This is a genomic window from Rhizobium binae, from assembly GCF_017357225.1.
Taxonomy (GTDB): domain Bacteria; phylum Pseudomonadota; class Alphaproteobacteria; order Rhizobiales; family Rhizobiaceae; genus Rhizobium; species Rhizobium binae.
Genome location: NZ_CP071611.1, coordinates 138,586 through 152,721 on the forward strand (window position 1 = coordinate 138,586; position 14,136 = coordinate 152,721).

The window sequence follows — 14,136 nt, forward strand, 5'->3', positions numbered from 1 at the left end:
CTCTGGGCGGCGGCGACCCGCCGCCCGATCGGTCCCGCGAGGAGGCTTCCATGAAATCGTCCAGAACGCTTGGACTGCTGATGATCGCGCCCGCGGCGATCATGATCGTCCTCTTCTTCCTGCTGCCGGTCGTTCTGACGGCAGTCTTCTCGATGACCAACATGACCACCGCCACCGGCATTTCGGGCGGCGTCTACCAGATCGCCCCCAATTCGCTGATCACATTGAAATCGTCGATGCCCGACATCGCCGCCGAGATATCCGAACCGCGCTACGCGATCGACGAAGCGGGCCTCAAGGCCGTCGAGGGCCTCGGACTTGCGCCTGACATCGCCGCTGAATTGCGCGCCAAGCATGCAGGCGAGGTCTTTCCGACGCGCCGCGACGCCGAACGCATGATCAAGAATCTTGCCGAGCGGCCTTCGACGCGCGACGTCAAACAGATCTCCGAACAATTCAACCGCTCCGTCGTCAACACCCGCTTCGACAGCAGGGAGCAGCTGTTTTCGTCGCTGGACACCCTTGGCCTCAAGCTGACGCCCGAGCAGAAGGAAACGGTCGCCACGGCCACCTATACCGGCTGGACCTGGACGACCGACAATTTCGCGCGCATCGCCACCTCGCCCGACATGGCGCGCGTGCTTTTCAACACCGCGCTCTACGTCGCACTGGTGCTGGCGCTCTTCAATGTCGGCTATGCGCTATTGCTCGCCATCTGGACGCACTACATGCCGCCGACGCCGGCTTCGATCTTCCGTGGCATCTGGCTGCTGCCGCGCATCACGCCCGTCGTCATCTATGTGATGCTGTGGAAATGGCTTGCTTGGGATACCGGCTTCATCTCCGTGCTGATGGGCAAACTCGGCTATGCCCCGAAGAACTACCTGCTCGATACCGCCTATCATGCCTGGCTCTTCGTCGTGCTAATCAACGGCTTCATCGGCGCCTCGATGGGCATGCTGGTCTTTTCCTCGGCGATGAAGGCGATTCCGAAGAGCCAGTTCCATGCGAGCGAGGTCGACGGCGCCTCGCGCTGGCAGCAGATTCGCTACATCATTCTGCCGCAGATGCGCTGGCCGATCCTCTTCGTTACCTGCTATCAGACGCTGTCGCTGCTCGCCTCCTTCAATGAAATTCTGCTCGCCACCAATGGCGGACCGGGCAATGCGACCGAGGTCTGGGCGCTTGCCGCCTATCACACGGCGCTCCGGAACTATGCCGGCAATCTCGAATACGGGCTGGGTGCGGCCATGGCGCTGGTGCTCGTCGTCATCGGCGTGGCGCTGTCGCTTGTCTATCTACGCGTCTTTAACCACGGCACGCTTGTCGCCAAGCCCCTGATCGAGGATTGACCATGGCCGAACGATCGCAGCCCTCGGCAAATTACAGCAGCTGGCCTGTCATAACGGCGCTCACCGTTGTCAGCCTGCCGCTGCTGTTGATGTATGTCTATCTCTTCCTCGACACCGTGACGGTGAAGCAGCCTGATGCGCTGCTGCCCTCCGGCCTGACGCTCGATCATTGGCGTTTCCTGTGGCAGACGACGCCGGGCAAGGCGAATATCTGGCAAGTGACGCTGAATACGCTGCTGTTTTCGGCCTGCACCACCAGCCTGGTGCTCATTGTCTCGTCAATGGCGGGCTACGTGCTCTCGCGGCTGAACGTACCAGCGCGCGGCTTCTTCCTGGCCGGCGTCATGGTGCTGCACGCCTTCCCGTCGGTGACGCTGATCATCGCAATCTTCATCGTGCTGCAGATGATCGGCCTCTACAATTCGCTGATCGGCGTCATCCTGGTGAAGGCGGCGATCGACCTGCCGCTCGGCATCTGGCTGATGAAGGGTTTTTACGACACCGTGCCCTGGGAAATCGAAATGGCCGGCGTCGTCGACGGCGCCTCGCGTTTCCGGGTCTGGCGCAGCCTCGTGCTGCCGCAGGTCAAGCCCGGCATCATGGCGCTCGGCCTGTTTTCCTTCCTCGCCGGCTGGGGCGAGTTCATCCTGCCGCAGGTGCTGGCGCCGGGAAACCAGGTGCAGGTTCTGTCGGTCTATCTCGCCGGCTTCCTCGCCGACGACAACAATTACGATTTCAACATGTTCAAGGCGGTCGGCCTCTTCTACCTCATTCCGGTTCTGATCGCTTACGCGCTCTTCAACAAATACCTCATGAACATTTACGGCGGCGGGAACAAAGGCTGATGCGCATCTTCCTCGATAATTTCTCGAAGAGCTTCGGCTCCACCAAGGTCATCGAGAATATGCAGCTCGAAGTCAGCAACGGCGAGATGCTGGCACTGCTCGGCCCTTCCGGCTGCGGCAAATCGACGACGCTTTTCGCGATCTGCGGCATTCACCGGCCGACCAGCGGACGTATCCTCTTCGGTGACCGCGACGTCACCGACCTGCCGAGCCAGGCCCGCAATGTCGGCGTCGTCTTCCAGTCCTACGCGCTCTACCCGCACATGACGGTCGCCGAAAACATCGGCTTTCCGCTGAAGGTAAAGGGGGCGCCTGCCGGCGAAATCCGCAAGGAGGTCGACAAGATCGCCGCCCTCGTCCAGATCGGCAATCTGATGGGCCGCCGGCCGGCCGAGCTTTCCGGCGGCCAGCAGCAGCGCGTGGCGCTGGCGCGCGCCCTGATCCGCAAGCCCGACGTGCTGCTGCTCGACGAACCGCTCGCCAATCTCGACGCCAAGCTGCGCCTCGAAATGCGCTCGGAAATCCGCCGCCTGCAGCGGGAGACCGGCATCACCGCCATCCTCGTCACCCATGATCAAGTGGAAGCGATGAGCATGTGCGACCGCATCGCCATCATGAAGGAAGGCGAGATCGTCCAGGTCGCCACGCCGGCCGAAATGTACAATGATCCGAAGACCGCCTTCGTCGCCGGCTTCCTCGGGAATCCGCCGATCACTTTCCTGCGCGGCGTCATGGACAAAGGCTCCTTCATCATCCCCGAGAGCGAGATCCGCGTGCCGCTGCCGGGTACCGTCGGCGCCTCCGACGGCAGCAAGCTGACGCTCGGCGTCAGACCGGAGCATTTCACGCCGGCGGGTGATACGCCCGTCACCGGCAAGATCACCTTCGCCGAGACACAGGGCCGCGAAAACCTCTACGACGTGGCTCTTGCAGGTGGTCCGCTGCTGCGTTCGATTCAGCCGGTGCGCCACGATATCCACGTCGGCGACCATGTCACCTGGGCGATCGATAGCCGTGGCGTGCTCGTCTTCGACGAAAATGGCAGGAGGATTTGATGACCCGCGATTTTTCGGCATTTTTCACGCGTTACGGCTGGCCGTCGGGCAAGGGCCGACTGCCCTTCTGCATTGGCCATCGCGGCGCCAGCGGCCATGAACGCGAGAATACCATCGCCGCCTTCCGCCGCGCTTCCGAACTCGGCGCCGAGATGTGGGAACTCGACACGCAGCTGACCCGCGACGGCGTGGTCGTCGTCTCGCATGACGACCATCTCGAGCGCGTCTTCGGCATCGACCGCCGCATTTCCGAAATGACGGCCGCCGAGCTCGCAGCTCTCAACGGCGTCGACGTGCCGCTTTTTTCGGAGGTGGCAGCCCTCGGCCGCGAGACCGGAACCGGCCTCTATGTCGAGCTCAAGGCGCCTGGGACCGGCCTGCTCTGCTGGCGCCATCTTGCCGAGATGAACCAGCGTTTCGCCTGCCTCGGCTCCTTCGATACGGCGCAGGTGCGCGAACTCCGCGACGCGGGCTGCGATTTCCCGCTTTCGGTGCTGATCCGCGTCGGTCACGATCCGCATGCCCTCGGCGACGGGGCCGGCGCCGATATTCTGCATCTCTGCTGGGAGAGGGCAGGGGAACGGCCGCAGGACCTGGTTACCGACGCGCTGATGCAGCGTGCCTTCGACGCGGGTCGTGAGATCGTGCTCTGGCACGAGGAGCGGCCGACCATTCTCGATGATATCATGAAACTTCCGGTTCTCGGCATCTGCACGGATCTGCCCGATCTGATGCGGCCGTCGGCAGAGAGGGAAAGAGCAGTTGCCAGACAGGGATAAGGGGCCGCGCAAGGTAACCTCCTTCGACGTGGCGCGGGTGGCCGGCGTCTCGCGTGCGGCCGTGTCGCGCGCCTTCACACCGGATGCCAGCGTCTCACCGAAGACCCGCGAAAAGGTCTATCAGGCCGCCAAGGAGCTCGGCTACCGGGTGAACTATCTTGCCCGAAGCCTCACCAACAAACGTTCCGATCTCGTCGGCGTCGTGGCCGCCGGCCTCGACAATCCGTTCCGCACATTGCAGATCGAGCATCTGGCGAGAGTGCTGCTTGCCCGCAATTTCCGCCCGATCCTGCTGCCGACCTCACAGGAGGCGGATACGTCGACGGTTATCGGCCAGCTGCTGCACTACGCCGTGTCCGGCGTCATCGTCACCTCGGACGCACCGCCGACCGCAATCTGCGAGCAATGTGCGGCCGAGGGCGTGCCAATCGTGCTGATCAACAAGGGCAACGATATTCCCTTTGTCGATCGCATCATCTCGGACGATCGCATGGCTGGCCATCTCGCCGCCACCCACTTGATCGAAAGCGGCGTGCGAAAGCCCGCCGTGATGGCCGCACCCGCCATATCCTATACGGCCCGGCGGCGCAGCGAGGCCTTCATTGCCCGCTGCAAGGAGCTCGGTGCCGAGCCGCAGTTTCTGCATCTCAGAATCAACGATTACCGGAGCGGATACGATGCGGCCGGCGAACTTGCCGCATCCCGCATTGACGGCCTGTTCTGCGCCAACGACTACATGGCCTGCGGCGTCCTTGACCGCATCATGCAGGGCCGCGGCCGCGACGACGCGCCGCCGCTCTCCATCATTGGCCACGACGACATTCCGCAGGCGAGCTGGACCGCCTATGAGCTAACGACCATCCGCCAGCCCTGCGATGTCCAGGCCGAACAGACCGTCGATCTGCTGATGAGCCGGATAGCCGAGCCGGACCTGACGGCGCGCGTCGAGTTCACGCCGGTGACACTGATAAGAAGAAGGACCGCCTGATGAAATCGGTATTCGATAGCGCAGCCATCCGGGCACGGGCGGAAGTCGCGATCGCCGTCGCCCTCGAAACCGGACGGGAAGCGGCCCGGTTTCGGCGCGACGCCAATCCCGGCGCTCTCGCCGTCGAAAACAAGGGATTGCAGGATTTCGTGACTGTCGCCGACAAGAAGGCTGAACAGGCGATCCGTGACGGACTGATCTCGCGCTTTCCCGATGATACCTTCATGGGGGAGGAGAGCGGCGGCCGATCGGGCGCGGCCGGCACTTGGGTCGTCGATCCGATCGACGGCACGACCAACTACATCAGGGGCTTCCGGCATTGGGGCGTCTCAATCGCTTTCGTCGCCGGCGGCAGGATCGAGATCGGCGTGGTATACGACGCCTCAGAGGACAAGGTCTTCCATGCCCTGCGCGGCGATGGCGCCTTCAAGGACGGGCTTCCCATTCATGCGGCTGCGACCGCCGATCCGGCCAATGCGCTGGTCATCCTCGGCCATTCCCGCAAAACGAGTTTTGACGACCATCTTGCAATCTCCAGACGGCTGCACGAACGTGGCATGGACTATCGCCGCATGGGCGCGGCCGCCATCGACTTGGTTCGTGTCGCGGAGGGTACCGCCGATCTCTATTACGAACGCCATCTCAATGCCTGGGATATGCTTGCCGGCGCCCTGATTGCCAAAGAGGCCGGCGCGATCGTGGCGATGCCGGCGATCGACAAGCTGCTCGCCGATGGCGGGCCAGTCATCGCCCATGCGCCGGGGCTTGCGGGCGAATTCGCCTTCATCCTCGACATCGAGGGGCTCATGCCCAGCCGTTAGTCCGCCGTGCCGCGGCGCCAGGCGCGTTCGGTCGCAGGCGCCTCGTCGGTGGTGATCTGATCCGGCTTCAGAGCCATCAGCGCCTGGAAGCTCCGCCATTCCTCGTCGCTGAAACCGACCTCGGGATGCTTCAAGGTGAAGGTCCAGGCATCAACGCGTTTGCCGTCGTCCTGGCAGAGCGCGATCATGTCGAGACCATCCTTGGCGGCAGCAAGGATCAGCGGCCAGTGGAGATAGACCGTGTCCGGTTCGGTCGGGCCGCTGAGATCGGCGCGCAATTCCGTTTCGACCGCCTTCCAGCCGCCGGCCTGCCTGATATCGTAAAGCTTGTCGGTCGGGTCGATGCCGCGCAGCAGATGCGGGAGCTTTTCCTTGACCGCGACGATGAGGTCGAAACTGCCGCCGCTGACGATCACCGAGGCGGAGATATCGCGAAAATGTTCGGCAAGGTGCGCTATACCGCCGACGCCGATCGCTTCATAATCGTCCTTGATGTCGAATTGCAGCAGTGCCGCCGGGTGCGACGATTGCATCATGGCGGCGAGATCCTCGCTGAGGATCAGCGGCCGCCCTCCATCCTTCATCCTGATACCGCGGAGGTCGGCAAGGCGGCTGCCGGCGATCAGTCCATGGCCTGTCGTTTCACCTTCAAGCTCCCTGTCGTGCAGCACGACGAAGCCGCCGTCGGCGCGAACGCGCAGATCCAGCTCCATCGATGCGCCCGCCGCAAAACCCTCCGCCATCACCTCGGCGGAAAACAGCGGATCGGCAAACCGCTTGCGCAGCCGGTGCCATTTCAGGCGCGTGCGATGCCCCTCATGCAAAATCTCCAGGCCCTGCGCATCCTGCAATTTCGTCATCTGCATCCGGTCTCCGCGATGCCACTCTCCTGCCTTGCCGCGCCGCGATTATCAAGACCCGAATATAGGTTTCAGCGACTGTAGGCTGCGGCTATCGCATCTGCGGCCGCGGCGATATTCGCGGGATGGCCGGCCTGCCTGAGGGCTGTGCCGCAGGCCACGACATTCGAAAGCACCGTCTGGAATGCGGCGCGCGGACCTGTGTGGTTCAGGCGCACGAGATGGGTGGCGGCCCCGGTGCCTGCGGCCAGTTCGACCCCGAGGCGCCCGGCGGATGCGATCAGCTCGGCCGGCGCCAGCCCCTCCGGCATCCGTACCGCCGTCACCAGGTTCGAAGCCTTTGCCGCCGGCACCCAGCTTCCGGCGCCGAGTGCGGCAAGCCCGGCCCGCGTCGCCGATGCCGCCAGCGCATGGCGGGCAATGACATTCTCCAGCCCCTCGGCCTCGATGCGGTCGAGCGCCGCCTCCAGCGCAAAAAATTCCAGTGGCGCCGGCGTCCCGGGCAGGGCGCGCCGGCCATCGTCGAGCCAGCCCTTCAGATCGGCCAACGACAGGATGGAGTCGCGCGGCGCGCCGCCCTTGAGAACGAGATCCCAGGCACCCTGACTTATGGAGAGCGCAGAGACACCCGCCGGACCGCCGAGCGCCTTCTGCGGGCCGATCACCGCGATGTCGATGCCGAGATCGTCGACCTCGAGCCGATGTCCGCCGACCGAGGCGACCGCATCAACGACGGTGACGATGCCGCGGGCGCGCGCCAGCGCGAGTATCTCTGGCAGCGGGTTGAGAATGCCGCTCGCAGATTCCGCGTGAACCACGGCGAGCACATCGATAGGAGGGCCGGCATCGAGCGCCTTGGCGACGGCGTCGATCTCGATCGGCAGGCCCGGTTCGGCGACGACATTCCGAACGGTTGCGCCGCCTCGCCGCAGCCACTGCCCGAACCAGCCGCCATAGGGACTGGTGACGAGGTTGAGGGCCGAAAGGCCGGGACGCGCGAGACTGACGGCCGCCGCTTCCAGCGCCACCACCGCCTCTGCCTGCACCAGCACCACGTCACCCCGGCAGCGCAGAATGCGGCCGATCCTGTCAGCGACGATGGCGTAGCGCTCCGCAGGGTACAAAGGCGCGCCGTGCAGGAGATTCCAACCGAGATCGAACATGGACGCTTCCTTCAGAACGGTTCGTTCACCAGACGGGGAACGGCTGCCACGAGCGCGCGGCCGGCATCCGATTGCGGCGCAGCAACGACTGCCGCGGCCCGGCCGGTCTCGACGATCCGTCCGCCGTCCATGACGGCGATGCGGTGGGAAACGGCGCGCACCACGGCAAGATCGTGCGAAATGAACAGACAGGCAAGGCCGTGCTCCTTCTGCAGCTCGACTAACAGTTCGAGGATCCTGCCGCGCACGGTGACGTCTAGCGCCGAGACCGCCTCGTCGAGCACCAGCAGCGACGGCCGTGTGGCGATCGCCCGGGCAATCGCCACACGCTGGCGCTGGCCGCCGGAGAGCGCGCGGACCGGCCGGCGGGCATAGTCGGCAGGTAGGCCGACACGTTCGAGAAGCATGGCGACTTCGCCTGCACGCCGGTCTTTCGATACGACACGGTTGATGCGCAACGGATCGTCGAGGACGGTGCCGACAGTCACCAGCGGATTGAAGGCGGCGAGCGGATCCTGGAACACCATCTGCATGCGCGCCCGCCTGCGGCGCAGCTCAGCACCTCTCAGCGCCAGCCAGTCCTCTCCCTCAAAGCGGATCGTACCGGCATCACAGGAGAGAAGCCGCAGCAGGATGCGCGACAATGTCGATTTTCCGCTGCCGGAGGCGCCGACCAGACCGAGCGTTTCCCCGGTTGCGATCGTCAGCGACACATTGTCGAGCGCGGCGATCCGGCGGCCTGCCGAAGAAAAACCTTTCGAGATATTTTCGATGGACAGCAATGGATTCATGGCGTCAGCTCTTCGATCAGCGTTGGCGTCGCGAGGTCGCGATGGCTGGCGATGAGAGCGGCGGTATAGTCGCTCACAGGCGCCGAAAGCACCGAGCGGACGGGACCTGCCTCGACCAGCCGCGCATGGCGAAAGACGGCAATTCGGTCGACGAAGCCGGAAGCGAGCGCGATATCGTGGGTGATGAAAAGCAGCGTCATGCCGTCCTCGCGCACCAGCCCATCGAGCAGATGGACGATCTCCGCCTGGACGACGACGTCGAGGGCGCTGGTCGCCTCGTCGGCGATCAGCAGCGCAGGCTTGGCAGCGATTGCCGCCGCGATCGCCACGCGCTGGCGCTGGCCGCCGGAAAGCTGATGCGGAAAGGCCCGCATCGCTTTGTCGGGCTGCGGCATCCGCACCCGCCCAAGCAGTTCCTCGGCTCCGATGGAGGCCTGTTTCCAGCTGAGCCCGAGATGGCGCCTGGCGCCCTCGGCAATCTGTTCGCCGACCGTCAGGACGGGATTGAGGCTCGTGCCCGGATCCTGGAAGATGAAACCGAAATCGCGGCCCGGGCGGGGCGGGTGGCCGAGCGCGGGCCAGAGCATCTCGCCGGTGACTTTCGTTGCCTCGGGCAGCAGACCGGCGAGCGCCCGGGCGAGCGTGCTCTTGCCGGAGCCGCTTTCACCGATGATCGCCAGCCTTTCGCCGGCGGCGATATCGAGATCGATGCTGTCGAGCGCGGCGGCAGCATTGCTTTTGCCGCGCCGATAGGTGACCGAGAGCTGCCGGAGGCTGCAGAAACTGTCGCTCATGCCCCCCTCCCGCCGTCATCGCCAAGCGCCCTGCCGAGACCTTCGCTGAAGAGATGAACGCCGAGCACGGTCACGGCAAGTGCCGCGCCCGGTATGACGGAGAGATAGGGCGCCGAGCGCAGCACGCTACGGCCCTCGGCGATCATCGAGCCCCAGGTGGCGATATTCGGATTGCCGAGGCCGAGAAAGGAAAGGGCCGCCTCGGTGAGGATCGCGCCGGCGACGATGGTGGCGGAAAGCGCCAGCACCGGCGGCAGCGCGTTCGGCAGGATTTCCCGCAAGGCGATTTCAACAGGATGCATGCCGATCACTTTTGCCGAGGCGACGTAATCCTGCTCGCGGATCACCAGCACCTGGGCTCGCATCAGGCGCGCCGGATCGGCCCAGGCGCCAAGGGCGATGGCAAGTACGACGATCGAGGTCGACACCCCGATAGTGCTGACGAAGGCAAGCGCAAGCAGGAAGCCCGGCACGATCTGGAAGGCGTCGACCACGCGCATCAGCGCCTCGTCGACGACCCCGCCGGAAAATCCGGCCGCCATGCCGACGCAGACGCCGAGGACCATGGCCGAAAAGGCTGCCGCGAGGCCGACGGCAAGCGAGGTTCGCGCGCCATAGAGCAGGCCGGCGAGCACGTCGCGTCCGAGGCGATCCGTACCAAGTGGAAAAGCCGGGTCGGTGAAGGGCGCAAGCAGCGCCCGCCCGGCAATCCTGAGCGGATCGCCGGACGAGATGGTGGGGGCAAGCAGCCCGACCAGAAGCAGGATGGCCAGGATTGCCAACCCGGCCATGCCTTCCCACGTGCCGAGCAGACGTTGGAGACGGCTCATGCGCCGCCCTCCGAAGCACCGATGCGCGGGTCGAGCGCGGCATAGATAAGATCGACGAAGACATTGATCGAAATGACGAGAATGGCGCTGGTGACGACGATGCCCATCAACAGCGGCGCATCGCGGCCGTTGACCGCTTCCTGCGCCAATCGCCCGAAGCCGGGGATCGCAAAGACGCTCTCGATCACCACGCTGCCGCCGAGCATCGCCGCCGATTGCAACCCCAGCATGGTGACGAGCGGAAGCAGCGCATTGCGCGCCACATGGCGCAGCACGACGCGGCTGCGCGACAGGCCCTTGGCGCGGGCAAAGAGCACGAAATCGAGCTTCCAGGCCTCGGCCATGCCAGCCCGCATCACCCGCAGGAACAGGGCGAGATAAATCAGGGCCAGTGCGCCGACCGGCAGGACCAGATGATCGGCAATGTCGAGCGCGCGGGAAAACCCTGTCTTGCCCGAAGCGATCGTCTCGATGCCGGCGATCGGAAACCAACGCAGCTTCACCGAAAAGGCGATGCTGAGGACCAGGCCGAGCCAAAAGCTCGGAATGGCATAGACGATCAGCGAACCGATCGACAGCAGCCGGTCGCGCAAGCTTCCCGGCCGAGCCCCGGCGAGGATGCCAAGCGCAGAACCAAGGCCGAAAGAAAGTGCAGTCGCGCTGCCCATCAACAGCAGCGTATTGGGCAGGCGTTCGGCGATGAGCGCGCCGACCGGCCGGTCGAAGGCGACCGACCAGCCGAGATCGAGCCGCGCCAGCGAAGAAAGATAGAGCCAGAGCCGTGCCAGCACGGACTGGTCGAGGCCGTAACTCTCACGCAGCGCCTGCCTGAGTGCCGCATCGCCGCCGCCAATCGAGCCGAGATAGGCGTCGACGGCATCGCCCGAGGCGGATTCGAGCAGGAAAAAGGTGAAGATCACCACGATCAGCAGCACCGGAATGCTGCTGATCGCCCTGCGCCTCAGGAGAATGATTGCACGTTTCACGCCAGACAGGGCCTCTGGAGGAGATTTGCCGCCGATCCTATCATGATTGCAGCGCGGTATCGCCCCAGTTCGAGACGGCCCAGCGCGGATTGTTCGAAACATTGAGCACGGTGTCCCGCGCGACGGTAATGAAACCCCACTCCGCGACGTTGATCAGCGGCAGATCGGCGACGACGAGCTCCTGGAACTTGCGGTAGAGACCGGTGCGCGCCGCCGTGTCGACGGACTCGGAGGCCTGCTTGATGATCTTGTCGAGCTCGGGATTGGCGTAGCCACCTTGGTTGGAGAAGGGCACACCATCAGGCGTGCCGGACTGGACGAGAATGGTGGTGGAGATCGCCGGATCGCCGCGGAAGACCGGCGGGGCGACGGCGAGATCGAAATCATGGTCGGTATAAACAGCCTTCTGATGCGCGGCCGCATCGGCATTGACGATCTCGGCATCGATGCCGATCGCAGCAAGCGCCTGGCGAAAGTAATCGCCGAACTGGCGGGTCTCGTTGAAATAGGGCGCGGGGCGGAGCTTCAGCTTGAAGCGGTTGCCGTCCGCCCCCTTGGCATAGCCCGCCTTGTCGAGAATATCGTTGGCGGCCGCCGGATTGAAGTCATAGGTCGCGACATCGGATGTGTAGAATTCCGGCGCATTCTTCGGCACCGGACCTGTGGCGGCGGCGGCATAACCGAGGAAGATCGTGTCGACCACGAATTTCTTGTCGATAGCGTGCGCGATCGCCTGGCGTACCCTGAGATCGGCGAGCTCCTTGCGGCGATGATTGATCTCGACGACAAGCTGGTAGGTCAAAGCCTCGTAACCTTTCGAAATCACCTTGATGCCGTCGACCTTGGAGATGCGGTCGAGATCGGCAAGCGGCACCGCCGAGAAGGCGGCGAGCTGAATTTCGTCGGCTTCGAGCGCCGCACCCGCCGACGCGCGATCGGGCAGCACGCGGAAGACGATCTCGTCGAGCTTCGGCTGGTCCTTGTCCCAGTAATTCTCATTGCGCGTCAGCCGGTAGTATTCGCCGGGCCTGTGTTCGGCAAACTTGAACGGGCCGGTGCCGATAAGCGTGTTGTTGGCCGGATTGGTGGCGATATCGCTGCCGTCGAAGATGTGTTTGGCGACGACGCTGGTGACGACGGGCAGGGCATTGCGGATGAGCTGGAACGGGGTCGGCCTGGAGAAGCGGAAGATGGCGGTGTAGTCGTCTGGCGTATCGACGGTTTCGAGATTGGCGAAGACGAGGCGGCCGAGATTCTGCAGCGGCTTCCAGATGTTGAGGGCGGAGAAGGCGACATCGACCGAGGTGAACGGCTTGCCGTCGTGCCAAGTGACCCCGTCGCGCAGCTTGAAGGTGACGGAAAGGCCATCGGCCGAGCCTTCCCAGGTGGTGGCAAGCCGGGGCGCAAGCCCGTCCTTGCCGTCAAACAAGGCTTCGGCCAGTGGTTCGATCACCTTGCTGGCGATGAAAAAGACGCCGTTCGAAGCAACGATGGCGGGGTTGAGGTTCTTGGGCTCGGAATCGGCCGCAACGATCAGTCTCCCGCCGCTCGGCGCGGTCTGCGCCAGCGTCTGGCGGGCGAGCGCCGTCGAGGCAAGCAGCAAAGCAGCGCCCTTCATCAGCGTGCGCCGCGAGATTTCTGGAATGGTCATGAGCCCTCCTGAACGATCGAAACCAGCCACCATATTCGACCCGAATTAGCGGTTCGAATAGAGATTAAATTCGAATGATCCGGCTCCGCGAGACATTTTTTGTCACCCGGCCATTATATCCTCTGCCGTGTTCGCAAGGGTTGCCGAAGCCGGCAACCTTCAGACCACCGTCAGCTGAAACGCGTCGCTTTCCCCTGCCACCAGTTCGAGCGGCCAGATGATGTTGCCACCGTCATTCGAATAGAATTCTCGATAGGCCGGCATGTGGGCGAGCAGCGTCTGGCCGAGCGCAACGCCGAGATCGTAGAGCGACATGCGGAAGCAGCTGAGCGGCGGCCGCAGAAACCGTGCGCGCGGAGCATCGCGGAAGCCGATCACCGCAAAATCGCGGCCGGGCATGACGCCCGATTCCATCAGACGGCGGTAGAGGCCTATCGCCATCAGTTCGTAGATCAGGATCACCACGGTCGGTCGGTCTTCAATCTGCAGCAGTTCATGCGCTGCCTGATAGCCTCCCTGTTCGCTCGATTTGACGCGAATGACGAGCGATGGATCGAAGGCGATGCCGTTTCGCTCGAGTGCACGGCGATAGCTCTCGACAAAGACATAACCAAGATTGACCTCGCTCGACGGCGCCGTAATCGCGATCCGGCGGTGGCCGCGCGCCACCAACCGCTCGACGGCGCGGTCGGCCACGCCCTCGAAATCGAGATCGATCCATGGGAAGGTATTCGCCGAAAGGCTGCGACCGACCGTAACAAACGGAATCTTTGCCCACGACAGAAGATCGATGCGACGGTCGATGCGCTGCGTGTTCGAGATGATCATCGCATCGACGACGCGACGCGCCACCATACGCTTCAAATATTCGTACGGGTCCTCATCGCTCGGGCAGGGCAGCATGACGAGATCGAGCTTGTGGCGGGCGAAAACGCTCTGCAGGCCGCTGGTGACGCCGAGGAAGAAGTTGTCGGCATTTTCGACCGCCTCCGCGCTGGATTCGATCATCAGGCCGATAACCTTCGTCTCTCCCTGCCTCAAGCTCCGTCCGGATTGATTGGCGACATAGCCGAATTCCTCGGCCGCCGCCAACACGCGACGACGGGTTTCCTCATTGACATCGGGCCTGCCGTTCAGGGCGCGGGAGACCGTTCCGATCGAGATATCCAGGTATTCGGCAAGCTGGCGAATCCCTTTCATCGGTTGCGTTTTTCCTCCCAC

The 14,136-nt window shown here is 63.9% G+C and carries 14 protein-coding genes; 6 read left to right on the forward strand and 8 right to left on the reverse strand.

Going from position 1 to position 14,136, the window contains the following annotated elements; genetic code table 11:
- The first annotated feature begins 50 nt into the window (after window positions 1-50).
- The 6 genes from J2J99_RS33475 to J2J99_RS33500 are packed head-to-tail and all read left to right on the forward strand — an operon-like array spanning window position 51 to window position 5,840.
- Window positions 51-1,352, forward strand: coding sequence for a carbohydrate ABC transporter permease (locus J2J99_RS33475; protein WP_168296262.1), 1,302 nt, complete (start codon window positions 51-53; stop codon window positions 1,350-1,352).
- A gap of 2 nt (window positions 1,353-1,354) precedes the next feature.
- On the forward strand, window positions 1,355-2,197 hold the full coding sequence (locus tag J2J99_RS33480; RefSeq protein ID WP_168296263.1) for a carbohydrate ABC transporter permease: 843 nt from the start codon (window positions 1,355-1,357) through the stop codon (window positions 2,195-2,197).
- Window positions 2,197-3,252: an ABC transporter ATP-binding protein gene (locus J2J99_RS33485; RefSeq protein ID WP_168296264.1), complete on the forward strand. Its 1,056-nt coding sequence runs from the start codon at window positions 2,197-2,199 to the stop codon at window positions 3,250-3,252. Before J2J99_RS33480 ends, J2J99_RS33485 begins: the two co-directional genes overlap by 1 nt.
- Complete coding sequence (locus J2J99_RS33490; RefSeq protein ID WP_168296265.1) at window positions 3,252-4,031, forward strand: glycerophosphodiester phosphodiesterase; 780 nt, start codon at window positions 3,252-3,254, stop codon at window positions 4,029-4,031. Before J2J99_RS33485 ends, J2J99_RS33490 begins: the two co-directional genes overlap by 1 nt.
- Complete coding sequence (locus J2J99_RS33495; RefSeq protein ID WP_168296266.1) at window positions 4,015-5,019, forward strand: LacI family DNA-binding transcriptional regulator; 1,005 nt, start codon at window positions 4,015-4,017, stop codon at window positions 5,017-5,019. The genes J2J99_RS33490 and J2J99_RS33495 overlap by 17 nt, the downstream gene beginning before the upstream one ends.
- The gene (locus J2J99_RS33500) at window positions 5,019-5,840 is read left to right on the forward strand and encodes an inositol monophosphatase family protein (RefSeq protein WP_168296267.1); all 822 of its coding nucleotides are present in this window, start codon (window positions 5,019-5,021) and stop codon (window positions 5,838-5,840) included. Before J2J99_RS33495 ends, J2J99_RS33500 begins: the two co-directional genes overlap by 1 nt.
- On the opposite strand, the gene J2J99_RS33505 is transcribed toward J2J99_RS33500, so the two are convergent.
- The 8 genes from J2J99_RS33505 to J2J99_RS33540 form a co-directional block, all read right to left on the reverse strand.
- Entirely contained in the window at window positions 5,837-6,706 is an 870-nt protein-coding gene (locus tag J2J99_RS33505; protein ID WP_168296268.1) for a glycerophosphodiester phosphodiesterase, read from the reverse strand. The genes J2J99_RS33500 and J2J99_RS33505 overlap by 4 nt on opposite strands.
- Window positions 6,707-6,771: 65 nt before the next feature.
- Window positions 6,772-7,863, reverse strand: coding sequence for a pyridoxal-phosphate-dependent aminotransferase family protein (locus tag J2J99_RS33510; protein WP_168296269.1), 1,092 nt, complete (start codon window positions 7,861-7,863; stop codon window positions 6,772-6,774).
- Between the two features lie 11 nt (window positions 7,864-7,874).
- On the reverse strand, window positions 7,875-8,654 hold the full coding sequence (locus J2J99_RS33515; RefSeq protein WP_168296270.1) for an ABC transporter ATP-binding protein: 780 nt from the start codon (window positions 8,652-8,654) through the stop codon (window positions 7,875-7,877).
- A complete protein-coding gene (locus J2J99_RS33520) occupies window positions 8,651-9,448 on the reverse strand; it encodes an ABC transporter ATP-binding protein (RefSeq protein WP_168296271.1) in 798 nt (265 codons plus the stop codon). The genes J2J99_RS33515 and J2J99_RS33520 overlap by 4 nt, the downstream gene beginning before the upstream one ends.
- On the reverse strand, window positions 9,445-10,278 hold the full coding sequence (locus J2J99_RS33525; RefSeq protein WP_168296272.1) for an ABC transporter permease: 834 nt from the start codon (window positions 10,276-10,278) through the stop codon (window positions 9,445-9,447). Before J2J99_RS33525 ends, J2J99_RS33520 begins: the two co-directional genes overlap by 4 nt.
- Window positions 10,275-11,264: an ABC transporter permease gene (locus tag J2J99_RS33530; RefSeq protein WP_168296273.1), complete on the reverse strand. Its 990-nt coding sequence runs from the start codon at window positions 11,262-11,264 to the stop codon at window positions 10,275-10,277. The genes J2J99_RS33525 and J2J99_RS33530 overlap by 4 nt, the downstream gene beginning before the upstream one ends.
- 40 nt (window positions 11,265-11,304) lie before the next feature.
- Window positions 11,305-12,915 (reverse strand): ABC transporter substrate-binding protein, encoded by a 1,611-nt coding sequence (locus J2J99_RS33535; protein WP_168296274.1) that lies wholly within the window; start codon window positions 12,913-12,915, stop codon window positions 11,305-11,307.
- A gap of 159 nt (window positions 12,916-13,074) precedes the next feature.
- Entirely contained in the window at window positions 13,075-14,115 is a 1,041-nt protein-coding gene (locus tag J2J99_RS33540; RefSeq protein ID WP_168296275.1) for a substrate-binding domain-containing protein, read from the reverse strand.
- Window positions 14,116-14,136 lie beyond the last annotated feature (21 nt).